The sequence below is a fragment of the Bradyrhizobium sp. USDA 4541 genome, from assembly GCF_024171085.1.
Taxonomy (GTDB): Bacteria; Pseudomonadota; Alphaproteobacteria; order Rhizobiales; family Xanthobacteraceae; genus Bradyrhizobium; species Bradyrhizobium australafricanum.
The window spans coordinates 4,292,351-4,310,031 of the sequence record NZ_JALJZF010000001.1; the positions used below are offsets into that span (position 1 = coordinate 4,292,351).

Here is a 17,681-nt window from a genome sequence, read left to right on the forward strand (position 1 = left end):
AAGGAAAATACGAACGCCCTGCAGAGAATGCTCGAGAAGGATTCTGAAGTTCCCCTTGGTCAAGGGTTGACGTTTAGGCACTCTGTCAGTTGCCGGAGATCAATATGGGTTCTGTATCAGTCGAAGGTCTCAATCTTTCTGCAGGCTGCCCGGGCAATGTGGTTGTCGGTGCAATCACGACCTCGCGGGGCACTGTCGATTACTCGCTGGTGAATACTACCAATTCGGAGGCGCTGGTCAGTTCGCTGGTCGAACTGATTGATAGCCAGGGTAATTCGACCACCGACTCTCAGACATTCATTCAGGTTGGCGCGGGTGGCAGCCAGCGCATCGAGCACGTCTTGAATCTCGTTGCCAGCTATGACCAACCTGGAGATGTCACCGTAACGGCAAAGCTGACGATCACCGGCGCAGTGAACCTGTCGGATTCCACATTCTGCACGTTTGTCGTGAATGAATGACGCTCGGTTGCCGGGCCGCTATGGGTCGGAACTCTCGCCCGACCAGCGATCAGCATCCCAGTGACTGGGACCGGCAGGCTCCGTCGCGTGAGGCGCGGCAGGTCAGCATCAGGCTGTAGACGACGGCACTGGCCTTGGCTCCATCCACGGTATCGCTGAACAACCAACTCTTCCTGCCAGTTGCAGCCGACTGCAACGCGCGACATTAACGACTTGATCAAGCGCGGCATTCTGCAAAAGGATACTGGTGGCGGCCGCAGCACCAGCTACTCCCTTGTACTTGGCGAGGCAGATCGAGCTGCTCGGCCTAATTAAGCGTACGTTGTTGGTATGAAACCAGAAGCATTCTGAACATGGCTGTGCCAGCAGGCAAAGCCTGTTTCGGAGCCGATGGTCCTCCTACAGCTCACGGCCACACTGGCAGTGTGCGCGGAGCCAGCAGCTGTGAGGAACGCTAATCATCTGGCCCACTTTGGTGCTCGATTGATGTAATTTTCCCTCGCGCTACTTTTGCTTCAATCATGCGGCTTGTCTCGAAAATGGCCTCGACGATTATTCTCTGAGCTTCTTTGCTCAAACCAGCCTTGTCCGCCAGTTCCACAGCGACTACCGCATTCTTCAAGCGCTTTTCGAGCACGTCTTGTCTCGCAGAGTCTCGGGCAATCTTGCGATCTTCACTAGCCACCCACTTGTCGATTATACCGGAAATAAACAGCCTCACTTCTTTTACGATACTGCCAAGCCCAGCTATGTCAGCAAATCCGGGGCTTGCGAACGACACTTGCCTAACCTGAAACGGCGTCTTCCTATCGAGAAACGCCGCAAGGAATAAATCTGAGGCTGAGTGAGCTGGGAATTCCCTAAGTACCTTATGATCCTTCCACCAAACCTCCAGAGCCGCTAGACGATTTATTCTATCAATTTCGGCTGCAGTTGTGGACTGTAGCGAATAGACCATGTGCAGAAATTCGAGTCCTGCGAAGAGATCTGCGAAATCTAATGTCGTCCACGAATTATCGATGTTGATTCTGAACGTTGTATAAGCAGGGTTCGTCGACATCACCCCTCCGTAGGATCTGTGTACTCGCCTATTGCAGCTGATCGGCGGCGCTCGTCAGCTCAGTCAAGGCATCCTGCAGATTGCCTGCGATGTTTCAAGGCTATCTGCGAAATGACCCGCTGTTACTACATCCAAGTAGAAACCAGCACCATTCCGGCCGCGTCAAGGCCAAGCCTTCGGCGCTTCGCGGCCTTGACTCATAGCGGCAGGCAATGCCTATCGCGTTGCAAGAAACCTGCGCAGCAGGGCCTTGTCTTCGTCCAATAGGAATATGCTGCTTGATGGATAGTCCGGCTGTATTTCCCGGCTCGTGCGCTCATCCGGGATGATGTTTAAAAGGAATTGGAAAGCCGGATTAAACCGTCGCTTTTCCCAGCCGCTGGCCGCGTGGAGGACAGATGTTCGTTCCCGCCCTTCGTCTTCCAAGAGGAGGTTGACCAACGTCCTGGCATCCTGCTCCGTCGTCGATTCCCAGTCCATGACTTGATGGTCGACCTGCTCGTAGAACATTTGGTTTAGCCGTAGCCACCAGTGCCCACCGAGTGCCCGCTGAATATCGGTCAAGCCAAGGGCATTCAGATCGAAAGCGGCTTTCTCGACATCTTTTGGGGCGGCTTCAGGCAGCAGTTTGCATAGATCGTCAAGGGTCAGGCCCCGTCCGGCCATACCGTCGCCGGGGGCGCGGGCGAGAGCCACGGCCAAGTCTACGCTCGTGCCAGACAGTCTCGTGCTCGGCGCTAGCATTTGCGCATGCCGGTCCAGCCGCTCGGAATGTTCGTTAGTCCGTTCCGAGATTGCGCCCTCCCATTCGTTACGGGCTTTCTGCGCCCGGGTCGGGACCAGATCACCAGCCAGTTTGACCACCATGCCGCCAAGCGGAACTTCGCTGGCCACCGCTTCTACGATGCTTCGCACCTTGTCGTCCGGATGGTTTTTCTCCGGGGGCGTGATCGGCTCACGATCGTCTTGGTCGATACTCATGGCTCTCCTACGGGATTTGGCCGGTGCCAGCAAACAGGCACTACGTTCCCTCGGGCGGCAGAATGGCCGCCAGGTTTTCCTCTATATCAACGCCGTACAAGTAGCCGAGCAGGGCAAGCTGCTGGCCGAAGACTGCGCGAAGCTTACCCAGTTCGATAAAGAACTGCTCCTGCTCCCACATATGATCACCGCGCATCATCCCGCGATCGTTTTCATACGCCTTCGCGCTTGTAAGCGTAAGGAAATCCCGGCAGGACGCCCGCATGATGCGGAAGGCATCCTTGGCAGGCGAATTGTCGCCGACCCGCTTGAGCCCGCCGGTCAGCTCGTCCCGAATTTTGAGGAGGGATTGCACAACATGGCTTGGCTCTTCCCAAACAGCCTGGGAGTACAGAGCCCGCTTGTCTTCAAGGGCCGTAATCACGTCACGCACAACCATGCGCTCCGGTTCGGGTGCTTTCCAGCTCATCCCGAAGCCGAGCGCCGAGATGCCCGCAATGCGGCTCATCAGGGACTGCGATTGGACCTTGGCTCGCTTGGCTCTCATCTTCACGTCCCCACAAGTCTGCCCGCACATATGCTCTTCAGCCTTGGCTCCGCCACGCCAACGATCTCGGGAAAATATCCGTCTTGGTCCTGGTTCGGGTCGGCAACCATCGGTTGACGGGAAGAAATTCACTATTAAGCTAGCGTAGCGCTGCCAGCATATTTTTCAAAGATTCATTTCATTCGAATTTGATGCGCGCAAAAAGGACCGACCGGGGGGATTACGTGACAGACGGAATTGGAAAGCGGCGGGTCCTCTTCGCGCGCATAGGCTGGATGCTTACCTACGGCGGCCCGCGCGAGAGTGACGAGCGGCCGATCGGTGGAGGTGGCTTCAACAAGAACGATATTGGCCACGAAGCTTATAACTTCCATGCCGTAGCCGGCAGTCTCTACGGCTACTTTCAGCCGAATATGAGGAGCGAAGTCGTCAACCTGGAACGTATCGATCCGAAGGTCGCAGGTAAAAACAGCACCGGGCAGGTCCTGGTCGTGTTTGTCGCGCCCGCACCCGGGGGCGGATGCAAGGTGGTCGGCTGGTACAAGGACGCCGAAGTCTGGCGTGAGCGGGTCCGGCCTGCGCCAGGCAAGCCAAGAGGGTATGGCTATCTCTGCCGAGCGGCTGTGGGGAATTGCGTTTTACTGCCGCCAGGCAAGCGCAAATACCCCATTCCATCGCAGGTGAAAGGCGCGTTCGGGAGATCCAACGTCTGCTACGTGCTTGAAACCGACGGCTCGCCGAAGGCGGGCCGCTGGATCAAAGATGCGGTCGACTACATTGACCACTACGACGGTCCGAACCTGCTCACCGCTCCCGAGTCCATCATCGAAGATGAGGTGGAGGCCGCAGCGGAGGAATCCTTGGCCCGCATTAGCGGTCAGGGTTTTGCGCGAACCGCCGCGCAGCGAAAGGCCATTGAAGATCATTCGATGGCTGTCGCCAAACGCTATTTCCGACGGAAAGACTACCAGGTCGAGGATGTCTCCACGAACCGAAGCTACGATCTTGCATGCAGAAAGGGCAGCCGGGTTCTGCATGTAGAGGTGAAGGGAACGACAACTGCCGGTGAACAAATCGTATTGACTGCGAATGAAGTCAGGCACGCCAAAAATCCGAGGAACCACTGCGTGCTGTTTGTTTTGCACGGTATCACCTTGCACGGACGCAAGGCCTCGGGGGGAACGATCGCGCTACAGCATCCGTGGAAACCGGCCGACGGGCGGTTGAAGCCCATCACCTTTGTTTATCGACTCGACAACTGACGACCTCTCAATGTGAGCCCAAGGCGATATTCGGCTTCGGCTCAATCATGATCGCTGCTAAACTATCCAAATGAAAACGACTTTTATTACGGCCCGGATCGACGCCATGGAGGGGCCGACCGACGGCGAGCAGCAATCAGTCGTTCCGTGGTGGAGTTTCACCAAAACGGCACTCGCTGCGGCAGCTCTGCGCCTCGTTGCTCAAGGGCGCTTGGTATTGGACGAACCTTTCGATGGTCGACCTTACACGCTGCGTCACTTGCTCCAGCACCGGGCTGGCGTGCCCGACTACGGTAGCCTTCCGTCGTACCGCGAGGCCGTTCGGCGCGGTGAAAGGCCATGGGATGTCGGTAAGCTACTTGAACAAGTCCAGCCTGACCGGTTGGAATTCGAGCCGGGGCGAGGTTGGCGATATTCGAACGTTGGCTACTTGTTCGTTCGCCAAAAAATTGAAGAGAAGACAGATCGTGATATCGGAAGCGCTCTTAACCAGCTCCTTTTTGACGAGCTGGGCCTGACATCGGTGCGCGCCGTCACTACGGCGGAGGATCTCGCTAGTACCGCATGGGGCAACAAGGGCGGTTACGATCCGGGCTGGGTGTACCATGGCCTGCTGGTTGGAACGGCAGACGAGGCGGTTCGCTTTCTGCACAGGTTGGTATTGGGCGACGTTCTGCCGGAGGCAATTCTAGCGGAGATGATCGACCCAGTTGGACTCGACGGACCTCTGCAGAATCGACCTTGGGAGACGACCGGCTATGGCCTGGGCCTGATGATTGGCCGATTTGCATCGGCTGGCTCTACCCTCGGCCATTCCGGAGCAGGTCCCCATAGCGTCAGCGCAGTTTATCACTTCAAAGATTTCGGCGAACCTCGCACGGTAGCTGCGTTCGCCGAAGGACAGGACGAAGGTCTAACCGAATATGAAGTCGTTCGTCTCGCCACTCTTTGACCGCTTGTGGCTCACCGCGATCATAATGCGTTGCCGCATGAACTCGACCGCCATACGGGCGAGCTGACATTGTGTCCCGCACGGCTTTAGCTTCATCAGTGTGGTCGTTAGCAGTCTTCCCTTGAAAGGTGGCGCCATCCGGCCGGTAAGGTCGGGTGAATAGGTCAGCAGCGCAACCCGTCAAGGCATCCACGCGGCGTTGCACGCGGAGCCTCCTTGACTGGTCGCTCAGGCCTGCTGCCCTCGAATTCTCCCGACCGGCCGCGATGGCGCAGCCGATAACCAACGGGAGAAGCTCAAATGCTCAACGACACCAATGCCGACAGAATCCGCGGCTTTAACGACGGCTTCAGGCGCAACCTGGTAGTTGGCGGCATCGTCCTGCTCACACCTGGTGTGACCAACCTCGAACCGGATCGCCTGGCCGAGTTGCTCGACGCGGTGCGCAAGTTCAACAACTTCACGCGCGACAACGACCCGCACGGCGAACACGACTTCGGCAGCATCGAGCTCGATGGCGCCCGCTACTTCTTCAAGATTGACTATTACGACCAGTCCGGCACTGCGGCATCGCCCGACCCGGCTGATCCGACCGTCACCCACCGCGTGATGACGATCATGCGGGCCGACGAGTACTAGGAGGCCCGCCATGACCAAGATACTCAACGTCAAAGATCTTTGCGATGCGATCGTGGGCTCCACGCTCGATGAACACGTCCAGCGGGCACTCATCGGCAGCATGGAGGCTGCCGTGGCGCGGGCGGCCAGCGTAGTGGCCGATCACTACGGCATCATCTCCGCACATGCCGAATACGAACGCGGCTTCGGCGGGCTCTGCGTCAATTTCCATCCCGCTCACGAGGGTCAGGAATGGCCGGCCGTAATCGATGCAGGCGACGAGGGCGGTGACTGGCCGTGAGGCCTGTTAAGCCACGATGACCTGTCGTGACCTCTGATCTCCCGTTCATCGACCCACGCCCGCGACCTGGATGTCGGTCATAGGCCGGCGGCGCCGACGCGCAAGGCATCCAACCGTATCCCAAACTTTTCGGGGCCCTTTCCCAAAAAGTGTCGGGGCCCGCGGCCGGACCCACCATTGCGCGTCGGCTCAGATACCGCGCGGCCTTGAAATTTCCCGACGGTCACGAAGGGCGTGGCCGAAAATCAGAGGGAGACAATGATATGAACGACAAGACGCCGGCACCAACAGCAGCGGCCGAAAGCCAACCGCCCAAAAAAGACCTACCGCGTCACCGTCAACACCTGGGACACCTACAGGATTTTCGTTGAGGCCAGTTCGCCCGAAGAAGCCGAGGAATCGGCTGAGGAGCTGATGGTCGAGAGTGGTCCCGACCACTTCAAGCGCAAGGGCGGTGGCATCGATTGCTTTGACGTCGAGGAGGCCTGAGTGCGAGCCTCTCATGCAAAGAGCGCCCGTAGGCGCTCTTTGCATTCACTTGACGATTCTTCTGCTGTCCCGCGCGTTCTTCAGCGCTACCGCGTCTCGATGATCTCAGAAACCTTGCCATCGACCAATCTGACCGTGCGTCCGGCGCCGTAGACGTAGAGTTCCTCAACGCCAGAGGTTGTGGTTCTCTTCACAACGTTCTTCGGACGGCGCCAGCAAGTTTCGGTCAGCTCAGTTGATGTCATTCCGACTTTGGGCGGGCCTCGACGTGCGCATTCCTCGGCTGCTTGCTTAGTTCGGGCAATTGGATCGTAATCAACAAGGAAGGGGCTGCCAGAACCGATCCACCCGCGTCTTCCGTCGCTCAGCTCAACATAATAATCATCGGAGGGGAAGACGGAGGCCTTGGTTAGATCTTTCACGAGAAAGGATGCGCCTGTCTTGAGCTTGAGAGTGGCGGAGGTGGTCCAGTCATTTTGCGTGAATGTCAACTCGACCACATTGGGGTTGCCCGGCGGAATGAGAACCCAAAGGCGCTTACCGATGTAGCTGCGGCAGCTGTTGTCGAAGGAGCAGAGGTAGGGATGTGCCAACGCGGGCTGAACGAACACAAGTAGCAAGGCGAGTGTCAGCTTCAATTTCATTTGGTGTCTATTCTTTCCAGGCCCAAAGTTCGGTTCTCGATCTGCTCGACCTTCAGCTTGCAAACCTTCTTCAGCAGTTGACTGAGGGAGCGCTGACCGACCCAGTTATCAGAAATGCCGGGGAATTCCTTCCCCAGGATATGGCCGAGCGTTGAAACGTTGACGCGATGTCCCGGCTCCGACTCGGCGAAGTATCGGTTCACTGCGTCCACGACCTTTTCGGGCGTGACCTGAGTGCTCGCTATGCTCGGCACGGGCGCACTCTCGCCCCCATCTGATACCTCATCTTCCTGCTGAAGCAGCTCGAGTGCTGATTCCGCTCGATGTCGCCCACGATTCCGGAATGATCTCGCCCACCATTCCGGGATGATGTCGCCCGGGGTGACGAGGCCTCTTCTGGCTCCGATACGGTCCCGCCTTTCGGCTTTGCGAAGGGGGACCTTGATGCCGACGGAGAGGTTTGCGATGCGCCATGTGCGCGATGTGATCAGATTGAAGTCGGCCGGGATGCCGACCCGCGAGATTGCGCGGCGGGTGGGGACAGCCCCTTCGACGGTGCGGTTGACGATCCACCGGTTCGAGGCAGCGGGGCTGACCTGGCCATTGCCCGACGACATCACCGACGCTGCGCTGGAAGCCCGGCTGTTCGCCAGCGCGGGAGCCGGTCCCGGCACCCGGCGGGGCCATCGCCGGAAGGCCGAGCCGGACTGGGCGGCGGTACACCGCGAACTCCGGCGCAAGCATGTGACGCTGTCGATCCTGTGGGACGAGTACATCGCGGGCGAACCCGGCGGATATCGTTATTCGCGGTTCTCGCTTGTCGGCTGCTGACGATCCGGTAGGGAAGATCGCCCGATGCGAACCTATGCCATTGGGCAGCGGATGAACTTCTCGACCACTCCGTCGAAAAACACCCGCTCGACATGGTGGCCTGCGCCTTCGACGAGACTGCGCGCCACCAGCGGTAGTTCCCGCACTGAGCGGGTCACATCGTCCATTGCGATCGGCGCGTCGCTTTCCGGTACATCGATCCGTGTGACGTTGTTCTTGCCAACCAGCAGATAGGCTTGGCCGAGAGCATTGCGCGACTGCGCGCGGGCGGCCGCATTGAAGGAGCGCAAGAACGCCCAATCCTTGATGCCGCCGTTGCGCGCTCGCTCATCGACAGTGAAGGTGGACTCACCCGTGCCCAGGCTTAGGATACGCACGTCCTCGCGCGCAATGAAGCAGGCGAGGGCGTCGACCAGGGCGTTCATGACGGGATTGTTGGCCCAGATGCCGCCATCGATCATGACGTAACCGTCGTCCTCGACACCGGGGTAATAGGACGGGGCCGCCGTCGTGTGGAGCGCCACATGCGCGAACTTCTTGTGGCGGTCCTTCTGGTAGTCCGGATGGTGCGGCGTTTTGTAGAGGAACGGCTCGCCGTGGCGCCCCTCGAAGCTCGGGATCACCAGCCGGGTGATGGCGTCGTCGAGCACCTTGTCGCCGAAGATCCGCAGCAGCTCCTCATTGAGGGCGGGTTGGTTGTGCTTCGGTCTGAACAGCCAGCGCAGCGCCCTTGAGACCTTGCCGAGCCCAACCGCCGGCGGAAAGATGCGCTCACCGCGCTCGAGGTAGATGTTCAACGCCTCTCGCGCAGTCATCCCGTGGGCAAGGGCGAGCGCGATGATGCCGCCCGTCGAGGTGCCGGCGATCATGTCGAAATGATTGGCGATCGACGCGCCGCCGAGGAAGCGGCTTTCGAGTTCGGCGAGGAAGGCCGCAGGGAAGACGCCGCGAATGCCGCCGCCATCGATAGACAGGATGCGGAACGGCCGGCCCTGCGGCCACGGCTGCTTCAGGCGAGCATATTGGATCGTGCCGTCGGATCGGCGCGGTGGAACATAGTTCATTGCGTGGTCTCCATTGCCTCTGCGGATCCTGGTCCGGCGTGCCGCCCGCCGCCGGTCCAGCGCCCGGTCATCAGCCAAAGTTCGTAGCAGGCGAGCCAGTCCAGCGCCCAAGGGACGGTCGTGCTGGCGATGGTCATCGCGGGCGACCATTCCCCCTCACGAGGATCGAACAGGCAAAGAGTCGGATCCTCCGCCGGGGGATAGACATGGGGCAACTGACCCTCGGTGTTTCCGGGCAGGCGGATCAACTCCGGTGAGAGCACTCGCACCTCGGGGAACGACCCGAGCTCGTATCGGATCTCCAGCGAGTAGCTCGCATATTGCGGTCTCACGCTTCCCAACCATCGAGCGGACTGGGCGCGGCGGTCGACACGGCGCGCCGCGAACTGCGGCCAGGTCGCCTTCATCGCCGCGGCCTGCTCGTCGATGGAAAGGATCGCCGCCATCATCAGATCTTGCCTCCAAAGAAGGTGTGAAGTCGCGCCGCCGCGACCGCCGGATTGACGGTCGGCGTGACGACCGCAGCGGTGGTAGGCAGCAGCACGCCGCCGCGCCGCGTGTAGAGCTGACGCGATTGCTGGATCCCGCCACCGACCTCGGTTGCGATCTGATCGGCGGCACGGGTCACGACGCGGTCGCCGAAATTGCCGCGCAAGACGTCCATCATCGCATTGGGGAACATCTCGCCCTTGCGCATCGTGTCGAGCGAACTGACGAGCTCGCGCAGATGTTCGGCAAATTCTTCCTGCTGAGCGATGGATTCCGGCCAGCGGTCGGTGAAGACATCGGTCTCGCAGACCGGATTGGCGACGTGCAGGAGCCGCCCATAAAGCGAGGCCTGCTCGATGTCGCGGATGATCCAGCTTGCGAGACGAACGAGCATGGCGCGGTTCTCACCCTGATCGGGTTCTTCCGCACATTTGGTGCAGCTTGAGCGATTGGGGTTGGATACGTTGCTCGGTCGTTCTCAGGCAGCCAGAAGGACGCGTCGACGCAATAGCGGGTAGCTTGCCCGGCCATACATTTGACGTTTGATGGCTTTGATCCTGCTAATCTGACCTTCGACTGGACTGGTTGTCCAGGAGGTCGTTATCGCCGCTCGAACCGCATCGATGTCGCGCGCGATGCCGTTGGCGAAGCTCTTCAGCTCGCTGTTGCCTGCTTGCGTGATCCATTCATCGAGCTCGGCGACGTCGCTACCGTTGAGAAGGGACACAAACCGCTTCGCCAAATCCGCCGCCGTTGCGAGTTCCGGAGCTTGCGCAAACAGGTGACCGAGGAACAGCCTGGCTTCAGCATCGATTTGATCCAGATCTTGGCTTAGATACCAAGCACAGCGACGGCGCGTGGGAGCTTTCCAGGTCGGGTGCGGTTGTGCTGCTCCTCCCGAGTCTGCATGTGCACGCCTGTCAGCGGCCCATCGCGCAACGGTCACCCGACTTCCAGTATAACCATATTGCTGAAGCTCCCGCCAAAGCTGCTGGCCCACCTGGCAGCCGGAGGCCCACCGCGCTTCGAGCCATGCCTCAAAGGGCGCGAGAAGATGCGAAGGTCTGTGAGGACGCGAGTGCTCCGGCTCGCCGCCGGCGGCCAGCCAGCGCTGAACGGTGCGCCTGTCGACGCCGAGCAGTTGGGCGATCCTGGATGTAGGGTAATCTTGATCGCGTAGGCGACAGATTTCATCCCATTGTTCGCATCGCGCAGCCTTTCGATCCGCCCGCAACTGTGCAAGGCCGGGCGGCCGCGTGGAACTGCCGGTCTTCGCTCGTTGCGCGGACGCCAGGATTTGCACGGCGGCGGCTACGTTGTGACGATGGCGGCCGACCGCGTGGCGCAGGGCCTCACCCAAACTGTTGAGCAGGTGCCAGCGGTCCGCCACCTGCACCGCGTCGGGCGCGCCGCAGCGTGTGCCATCAGCATAAAGTCCCGCACGATCACGCGCGACGACCTTGATTCCCGGCCAGCGCTTCAGCCAGCTCGCAACACTGTCGGCGTTACGATCGGGAAGCAGATCAAGCACGCAATTGCGCTCCAGATCGCAGATGATCGTTCCATATCGCTGGCCACGACGCCAAGCCCAATCGTCGATGCCAACGACGGTCGGGGCAACGAAATCCGGCAAGGGAGCCGAGTGAATCATTCGGAGCAAGGTGTCGCCGCTGATCGGCATGGCCAGTTTGCGCGACAGGCGCGCGCCAGGCTCACCGCCGACCGCAAAGCCGATCGCCAGTTGGCTCTCGCCGAGGCGGGTTGTGCGTCTTGCTTTCGGCCGCACTGTTGCCGGTAGCCGCTCGGTGAATATCCGACGCGGGCATTGCGGATTCGCGCATCGAAACCGTCGCGCGTGAAGCCGGATTTCGACAACACGACCCTGCCACGGCAGATCGGCTAAGCGTCGCACGTAATGGCTGTGGATGCGACCCGTCTGGCAGCCGCAACAGGGACAGAGCGAGACCGCCGACTTCGGCCGAGCCACGAGCACCACCCCATCCGCCCGCGGAAGGATCTGCACAATCGAAAGCTCGGGGGAAACCAGCGAGCGGAAGGCTTGGAGCAAGGCGAATCACGGGCGTCGACTGCGATTCCGACCTTATGCCCTTATTCGCACTGTCCGTGAATCCTGCACTCTGCACCAAATGTACAGAAGAACCCTTGATTGTCGCTGGAGTCTCACCCTGATCGCCGCCGCGCAGGCATTACAAGATCAGTGACCAGGCCGGTGAAATCAACGTCGTCCTGCGCGGCCACTATGCCTATTACGGCGTCGCCGGAAATCTCTGGAGTCTCGTAAAAGTTTATCGGGCCGTGGAGCGTTACTGGCGCGGAATGCTGCGCAGCCGCAGCTGGGCAGGCCGACGCCTCACTTGGGACGCCTTCAACCAAATCAAAGAACGGACACCGTTGCTGAAGCCTAAGCTGCGCCTCCCTTATCGGGAGCTGCAAGCGCTTGCAGTGCTGTGAACCAACTGTCGAAGAGCGTCGGTGCGGGAAATCCGCACGCTACGTTCTGTGGGAACCGGGGGCGGGCGACCGCCTCCGGTGACCCGGTGCTGAGGGTGAAACTCCCTCGGCCCACTCGACAGCTCCTCACCGGCGAAGAGTTCTTCCAGCACATCTTCCCGGGCCTCTCGACCGTGTCACGTTTCCAGCCCCCGCCACGTCGCACGCAGCATGCGGATTTCCCGCACTGCGCGCTCCCATTTGCTTCACTCCAAGGCTTATGGGACTTATCCGGCTGGGGCCGCTTTCGCTCCGTCGCGTCGCACTCGATAGCTTTTCGATCTGATCGACGCGATTGGGGATGATCCCCAAGTTACGAACTTCCCCGCCGCGCATCGCTTCGGCGACCGCAACCGAAACCGTCGCCTTGTGCACATCCAACCCCACGAAAATGCTATCGTTCATCAGGCCCGCTCCCCATGCTTGAGGCTCGGCGCCGGACCATCCGGCGCAACCCTCGATAGGAGCTTGCCGCGGGGCGGGCCGCCCGTCACCTCAGAGGGCGAACATAGGGTCTAGGAACTTGGCATTCGATCAATTGCAAGAATCGGCGGTTGCGAGCCCCCGCAACCACCGATGCCGGCGATTGCGTGCTGGCGCCCCCATTCCGCAGGGATCGGGTGTTGCGCCTCCCCGATTTGAACCTATCGATCGATGGCCTTGTAGTCGCAGCTGACCCCGTAAAGTCAGGGTAGTGCGTGTTCAGATATCAGGCAGTGCAATGACTATGATCGTGCGACGAATTCCCACTTTCGGTCGGATAAGCCCAGTGGTGCGACCAGTAAGTCATTGATTGTTCTCAACCCGGGGCTGTCTCTTAATCAGCGGGTCCCAGGTTCGAGCCCTGGTGCGCCCACCAAGCTTTTCAATAGCTTAGGTTAGCCCTCGTAGTTGTCATTCCGACAAACGGCCGCGTCTATTCCGACAAACCGGCTGCTTTTGTTCGCTTCTCGCGGCGCTTCCGGGTCCCCGAGATCAGCTGTTTACGGGTCCGCTTTGCATAGATCGGCAATTGCCGTGCAGACCTGTGGCGGCCGGCTGCGCGCAGTTCCGCGTCGGTCAGGTCGCTGTCGGCACCCTCGGTGAAGCCGCCGTGGCGGAACGAGGTGAATGAAAGCTCGGATCGAATGCCGGCCGCGGCGACAATGTCCTTCACGACGCTGCGCAGGTAGCGGAGGTCCTTGCGCTCAGTTATCCACGGTGGCGGAGTACGCGACTTGCGGTGCGCGCGATCGCGCCTGAAGACCAGACCCGAAACCGTGACCTGCTTGATGGCATTGAGCTCGGCCACCAGTTCGGGGAAAAGTGATTCGCCCCGATCATCGAAAAGCGGCCACCAGGCTTCCTCGCCGTTCTTCGGATGCACGATCTTCACGCTATTGGGCCGCTCCTTGGGGCGGTAGTGCGAAATCTCAAAAGCTCCGACGACATGCTCCTCGCGCTGCAACCACTCCGTCAGCCCGTGAGACCGCCAGCTGTCGAAGGCCGGCAGAAGAACGTACTCGGCGCGCTCAACGGCCGCATTGCAGTTCTCACCGAGTGCCTTCGCCTTGACGTGACACCCTTGCGCACGTGCTCACGTTGGAAGCTCGAAGAAGTAGGTCCATCGGCCGTTGCGCAACGGCTTTCGCCTGCAATACCGAGGCAATCTCAGAGCGGTCTTGGGAGGTTTCGTGCTAGCGCCCGAAGAAAGCTTGCGCGAGCGCGACGACTTACAGGCCGACGTTCCGCTGGCCGAGGCGGTGTCCCGCCTGCAGGCGAGGGCCCGGCCGGGCACCCTTGCGGCCGAAGCATGCGACGGTCGGGGCTTCGGTGGGTGTTGCCCCAAGTAAGCGTTTCGAGCATCTGCGCGATGAGCACCATGCCCAACCTCTCATGACCCAATTCCCTGGCATTCTCCCGCGAGCAAAATCAATCGCATCTGACGGAGCGAATGTTTTGCGCGAAATGCGCAATATGTCTTGAATACTGCGCGATATGAGCATATACGGCCAGCGTTTGCTCGTTTTTATAGCAAAATGCGCAAAATGATCGGAAGTGCGCGGGGTGCGGGAGGACAACAGAAATGCAGGTTCCAATTAAGCGGGCGATCGAGAGCGTGCCGGGCGGGTTGATGGTGGTTCCTCTGTTGGTCGGGGCGCTTATTGCCACCTTCTTTCCCGATACCCCGAAGTTTTTTGGCTCCTTCACCGGCGCACTGTTCTCTGGCGCGCTGACAATTCTCGCCGTGTTCTACGTTTGCATGGGCGCGAGCATCGACTTCCGCGCGACCCCCTATATTGTGAAGAAGGGCGGCACCCTGCTGATCGTGAAGGTTGGCGTGGCCGTTGTCCTCGGCCTGATCTTCGGCCGCATTTTGGGAGAGACGCCGGTCGCAGCTGGCATGTTCGCGGGTGTCTCGACGCTCGCGATCGTCGCCGCCATGAACGACACCAATGGCGGTCTCTATATGGCGTTGATGGGCCAATATGGACGTCCGCGTGACGTCGGCGCCTATACCGTCATGTCGCTGGAGAGCGGTCCTTTCCTCACCATGATCACTTTGGGCGTCGCCGGCCTCTCGGCATTTCCATGGCAGACCCTCGTGGGCGCTATCCTGCCTCTGGTGGTGGGTATGATCATCGGCAATCTCGACAGAGAGATGCGCGACTTCCTGAGCCGCGCGGTGCCTGTGATGATCCCGTTCTTCGCCTTCGCGCTCGGCGCCGGCCTCGATCTGTCGAAGGTTTGGCAGGCCGGCCTGCTCGGCCTCGGCATGGGAGTGGCCGTGGTGGTTGTGACCGGCATCCCGCTGTTCCTCGCCGATCGCATCACTGGCGGGAATGGTGTCGCGGGTGTTGCGGCGGCCTCAACGGCCGGTAATGCGGCGGCCGTCCCGGCGATTGTCGCCGCGGCGAATCCAGCCTATGCGGACGCGGCGCGGCCGGCGACTATCCTCGTCGCGGCGTGCGTCGTGGTTACCGCAATCCTCGTGCCGATCGTCACCGCCTGGACAGCCCGCGTTGTTGGTCGCGACGTCGAGGAGCCTGCAGAAGAGAACAACGTGGCTTCTGCCGGCAAGATGCCCCCCGCGGCGCGCTCGGTTGTCACTGAGGCAAGTCACTGAGGCAAAGTCACTGAAGCAGGTCGCTGAAGATGGCCCCTAAAGCGTTTTCGAGCGAAGTGGATACCGGTTCGCGTCAAGAAAACGCGTCAAGCCAAAGCTGGCTGATCGTCGCTGACGATCTCACCGGTGCCGCGGACTGTGCGATCGCCTTCGGCAGAAGGGGGCGTGCGGCTGCGGTGACGTGGGGTGAGGTGACCGACGCGTCGGGCTACCAGCTGCCCGTCCTGGCCTACGATGCCGCGAGTCGAGGCCTTTCGGCCGAGGCCGCTGCAGCCCGCCATGCCGATGTGCTGGCGCGCCTTTGCGAAGACGGACGTATTCTTTTCAAGAAGATTGACTCGACGCTGCGGGGGCAACCTGCAGCGGAGACTGCCGCCGCGCTTGCGCATCTCAAGTCACGGTCGGGTCCGGCCCTTGGCGTGTTCGCGTCGGCCTTTCCGGCCACCGGCCGGACCACCATCGACGGGCGTATCCTGGTCAGAGGCCGCCCCCTCGAGGAGGCCGAGGTCTGGCACCGCGACCACACCTACCCGAATGCCGATCTTGTCGACGTTCTCGCGACCGCGGGCGTTCGCGGTGAGAAGGTCAAGCTCGCTGCCGTGCGCGGTGGCGATCTCAAAGCCACATTCGCGAGGCTCGCCTGGGAGGGCGACGTGGTCGCGGCCTGTGACGCCGAGACTGAACACGATCTGCGTTTGATCGCGGAGGCGAGCCTGCATGCATCGCCCGCAACCTTCTTCATCGGCAGCGCCGGCCTCGCGCATGCGCTGGCCGGCCTCGAAGTCAGCCATGCCGTCGAGCCGCTGCGCATTCCGACGAGCGCATCCGGCACCCTGATCGTGGTGGGCTCGCTCGCCGGCGCATCTCGCGCCGCCGCGCGAGAGCTGGAGGCGACCGGCACCGTGGCGCATTTCCCGGTCGCGCCGGAAACGCTGCTCAACGATGGTGCCGGCCGGGCGGCGCTCGCCGCGGACGTGATGAAACGACTTGCCGGCGGCGGCGATACACTGGTTGAGATCATGATGGATGATCACCCCGACATGTCGCTCGGCCCGCAGCTCGCCAAGGGGCTCGCCGACGCTCTTGAGGCCGTCGCACCCGCGATCGGCGCCTTCGCTGCGACCGGCGGCGAAACCGCCGCGGCGATGCTGTCGCGCTTCGGTGTCAACGGTATCCGTCTTGCCGACGAAATCGAGCCGGGCGTGTCGCTCGGCCTTACTCTTGGCCGATTGTCTGTTCCGATCGCCACCAAAGCGGGCGCGTTCGGTGACGAGAACAGCCTCATCCGCATCAGCGAGCGGCTTCGCGCCGTCCGAACCAGAGGAAGTTTCATATGACTCGTCCGACCATTGCGATCACCATGGGAGATCCGGCCGGTATCGGGCCCGAGGTGATCATGAAGGCGCTGGCGCAGCCGCAGGTGCGGGCGATCTGCAATGCGCTGGTGATCGGCGACTCCAACCGTCTGCGCAAGGCCGGTCAGATCGTCGGCGTGCCGCTTGAGGTCGATGCGTTGAGCGACGCGAAGCAGGCGAATTTTGCGTCGAAGGCCGTGCAGTGCGTTGACCTGAAGCTGGTGCCGGACGATCTGCCGTTCGGCAAGGTGTCGGCGACGGCAGGTGAGGCGGCATATCGCTACATCGAGAAAGCCGTGCAGGTGGTGCAGGCAGGGCTCGCGCAGGGCATCTGCACCGCGCCGCTTTCCAAGGAAGCGCTGCATGCGGCCGGCCACAAATATCCCGGCCATACCGAGCTCCTGGCGCATCTGACCGGCACGCCGGAAGTATCGATGATGCTGGTGTCGCCGAAACTCCGCGTCATTCACGTGACCACGCATATCGGCCTGCTCGATGCGATCGAGAAGATCGAGCCCGGCCTCGTCGAGCGTGTCATCGCACGCGGGCATGACGTGCTGGTGCGCGCCGGCGTCGCCAATCCGAAGATCGGCGTCTGCGCCATCAATCCGCATGCCGGCGAGAACGGGTTGTTCGGTCGCGGCGAGGAAGCCGCGAAGATCGCGCCGGCCGTGGAAGCCTGTCAGCGCAAGGGCTGGGACGTGCACGGCCCCCTGCCTGCCGACACGCTGTTCTTCCTGGCCGGCCGCGGCGACTACGACATGGTGGTCGCGATGTATCACGATCAGGGCCATGGACCCATCAAGGTGCTGGGGCTGGAAGCCGGTGTGAACATCACTGTTGGTCTGCCGGTGATCCGCACCTCGGTCGATCACGGGACCGCCTTCGACATCGCCGGCAAGGGCATCGCCGACGAGCGCAGCCTGATCGAAGCGCTGCGGCAGGCGGTCGATCTCGCGCCGAAGAAGGCGGCTTGAGGGGGCTGCGCGGGCTCCTCAGGATGAGGAGCG

General features: G+C 61.1%; 18 protein-coding genes and 1 pseudogene. 9 read left to right on the forward strand and 10 right to left on the reverse strand.

Going from position 1 to position 17,681, the window contains the following annotated elements; genetic code table 11:
• Positions 1-104: 104 nt before the first annotated feature.
• Positions 105-461, forward strand: coding sequence for a hypothetical protein (locus J2R80_RS20095; RefSeq protein WP_253639265.1), 357 nt, complete (start codon positions 105-107; stop codon positions 459-461).
• Between the two features lie 454 nt (positions 462-915).
• On the opposite strand, the gene J2R80_RS20100 is transcribed toward J2R80_RS20095, so the two are convergent.
• The 3 genes from J2R80_RS20100 to J2R80_RS20110 form a co-directional block, all read right to left on the reverse strand.
• The gene (locus J2R80_RS20100) at positions 916-1,521 is read right to left on the reverse strand and encodes a hypothetical protein (protein ID WP_253639266.1); all 606 of its coding nucleotides are present in this window, start codon (positions 1,519-1,521) and stop codon (positions 916-918) included.
• Between the two features lie 216 nt (positions 1,522-1,737).
• Positions 1,738-2,502, reverse strand: a complete 765-nt coding sequence (locus tag J2R80_RS20105; protein ID WP_253639267.1) for a hypothetical protein — start codon at positions 2,500-2,502, stop codon at positions 1,738-1,740.
• Positions 2,503-2,542: 40 nt separating this feature from the next.
• Positions 2,543-3,010, reverse strand: a complete 468-nt coding sequence (locus J2R80_RS20110) for a DUF6650 family protein (protein ID WP_253639268.1) — start codon at positions 3,008-3,010, stop codon at positions 2,543-2,545.
• Between the two features lie 314 nt (positions 3,011-3,324).
• Between J2R80_RS20110 and J2R80_RS20115 the strand changes: the two genes are divergently transcribed.
• The 4 genes from J2R80_RS20115 to J2R80_RS20130 all read left to right on the forward strand — a co-directional run bounded on the left by J2R80_RS20115 (position 3,325) and on the right by J2R80_RS20130 (position 6,182).
• Positions 3,325-4,311 carry a protein NO VEIN domain-containing protein gene (locus J2R80_RS20115; protein WP_253639269.1) on the forward strand — a complete coding sequence of 329 codons (987 nt, stop codon included), beginning with the start codon at positions 3,325-3,327 and terminating at the stop codon, positions 4,309-4,311.
• A gap of 70 nt (positions 4,312-4,381) precedes the next feature.
• Complete coding sequence (locus J2R80_RS20120; protein ID WP_253639270.1) at positions 4,382-5,263, forward strand: serine hydrolase; 882 nt, start codon at positions 4,382-4,384, stop codon at positions 5,261-5,263.
• Positions 5,264-5,563: 300 nt separating this feature from the next.
• On the forward strand, positions 5,564-5,902 hold the full coding sequence (locus J2R80_RS20125) for a DUF3768 domain-containing protein (RefSeq protein ID WP_253639271.1): 339 nt from the start codon (positions 5,564-5,566) through the stop codon (positions 5,900-5,902).
• Between the two features lie 10 nt (positions 5,903-5,912).
• A complete protein-coding gene (locus J2R80_RS20130) occupies positions 5,913-6,182 on the forward strand; it encodes a hypothetical protein (RefSeq protein WP_253639272.1) in 270 nt (89 codons plus the stop codon).
• A 575-nt stretch (positions 6,183-6,757) separates the two neighbouring features.
• Here the strand turns inward: J2R80_RS20130 and J2R80_RS20135 are convergent.
• Together J2R80_RS20135 and J2R80_RS20140 are read right to left on the reverse strand one after the other, a co-directional pair.
• Complete coding sequence (locus J2R80_RS20135) at positions 6,758-7,315, reverse strand: hypothetical protein (protein WP_253639273.1); 558 nt, start codon at positions 7,313-7,315, stop codon at positions 6,758-6,760.
• Positions 7,312-7,932 carry a hypothetical protein gene (locus J2R80_RS20140; protein WP_253641118.1) on the reverse strand — a complete coding sequence of 207 codons (621 nt, stop codon included), beginning with the start codon at positions 7,930-7,932 and terminating at the stop codon, positions 7,312-7,314. Before J2R80_RS20140 ends, J2R80_RS20135 begins: the two co-directional genes overlap by 4 nt.
• On the opposite strand from J2R80_RS20140, the pseudogene J2R80_RS20145 reads away from it, so the two are divergent.
• Positions 7,823-8,128, forward strand: a pseudogene (locus J2R80_RS20145) (IS21 family transposase); the annotation flags it as partial. The gene J2R80_RS20140 and the pseudogene J2R80_RS20145 sit on opposite strands and share 110 nt — an antisense overlap.
• A gap of 50 nt (positions 8,129-8,178) precedes the next feature.
• Here J2R80_RS20145 and J2R80_RS20150 read toward each other — a convergent pair.
• The 5 genes from J2R80_RS20150 to J2R80_RS20170 form a co-directional block, all read right to left on the reverse strand.
• Positions 8,179-9,210: a CBASS cGAMP-activated phospholipase gene (locus J2R80_RS20150; RefSeq protein ID WP_253639274.1), complete on the reverse strand. Its 1,032-nt coding sequence runs from the start codon at positions 9,208-9,210 to the stop codon at positions 8,179-8,181.
• Positions 9,207-9,659, reverse strand: coding sequence for a hypothetical protein (locus J2R80_RS20155; RefSeq protein WP_253639275.1), 453 nt, complete (start codon positions 9,657-9,659; stop codon positions 9,207-9,209). Before J2R80_RS20155 ends, J2R80_RS20150 begins: the two co-directional genes overlap by 4 nt.
• A complete protein-coding gene (locus tag J2R80_RS20160) occupies positions 9,659-10,093 on the reverse strand; it encodes a hypothetical protein (RefSeq protein WP_253639276.1) in 435 nt (144 codons plus the stop codon). Before J2R80_RS20160 ends, J2R80_RS20155 begins: the two co-directional genes overlap by 1 nt.
• An 84-nt stretch (positions 10,094-10,177) precedes the next feature.
• The gene (locus J2R80_RS20165; protein ID WP_253639277.1) at positions 10,178-11,767 is read right to left on the reverse strand and encodes an ISL3 family transposase; all 1,590 of its coding nucleotides are present in this window, start codon (positions 11,765-11,767) and stop codon (positions 10,178-10,180) included.
• A 1,359-nt stretch (positions 11,768-13,126) separates the two neighbouring features.
• A complete protein-coding gene (locus J2R80_RS20170; RefSeq protein WP_253589669.1) occupies positions 13,127-13,657 on the reverse strand; it encodes a hypothetical protein in 531 nt (176 codons plus the stop codon).
• Between the two features lie 618 nt (positions 13,658-14,275).
• Between J2R80_RS20170 and J2R80_RS20175 the strand changes: the two genes are divergently transcribed.
• From J2R80_RS20175 to pdxA, 3 genes are read left to right on the forward strand one after another with little or no spacing between them, the layout of a single operon-like run.
• Positions 14,276-15,316 carry a 2-keto-3-deoxygluconate permease gene (locus J2R80_RS20175; RefSeq protein ID WP_253589670.1) on the forward strand — a complete coding sequence of 347 codons (1,041 nt, stop codon included), beginning with the start codon at positions 14,276-14,278 and terminating at the stop codon, positions 15,314-15,316.
• A 29-nt stretch (positions 15,317-15,345) separates the two neighbouring features.
• Positions 15,346-16,653, forward strand: a complete 1,308-nt coding sequence (locus J2R80_RS20180) for a four-carbon acid sugar kinase family protein (RefSeq protein ID WP_083715223.1) — start codon at positions 15,346-15,348, stop codon at positions 16,651-16,653.
• The gene (pdxA, locus tag J2R80_RS20185) at positions 16,650-17,648 is read left to right on the forward strand and encodes a 4-hydroxythreonine-4-phosphate dehydrogenase PdxA (RefSeq protein WP_057020626.1); all 999 of its coding nucleotides are present in this window, start codon (positions 16,650-16,652) and stop codon (positions 17,646-17,648) included. The genes J2R80_RS20180 and pdxA overlap by 4 nt, the downstream gene beginning before the upstream one ends.
• Positions 17,649-17,681: the final 33 nt, after the last annotated feature.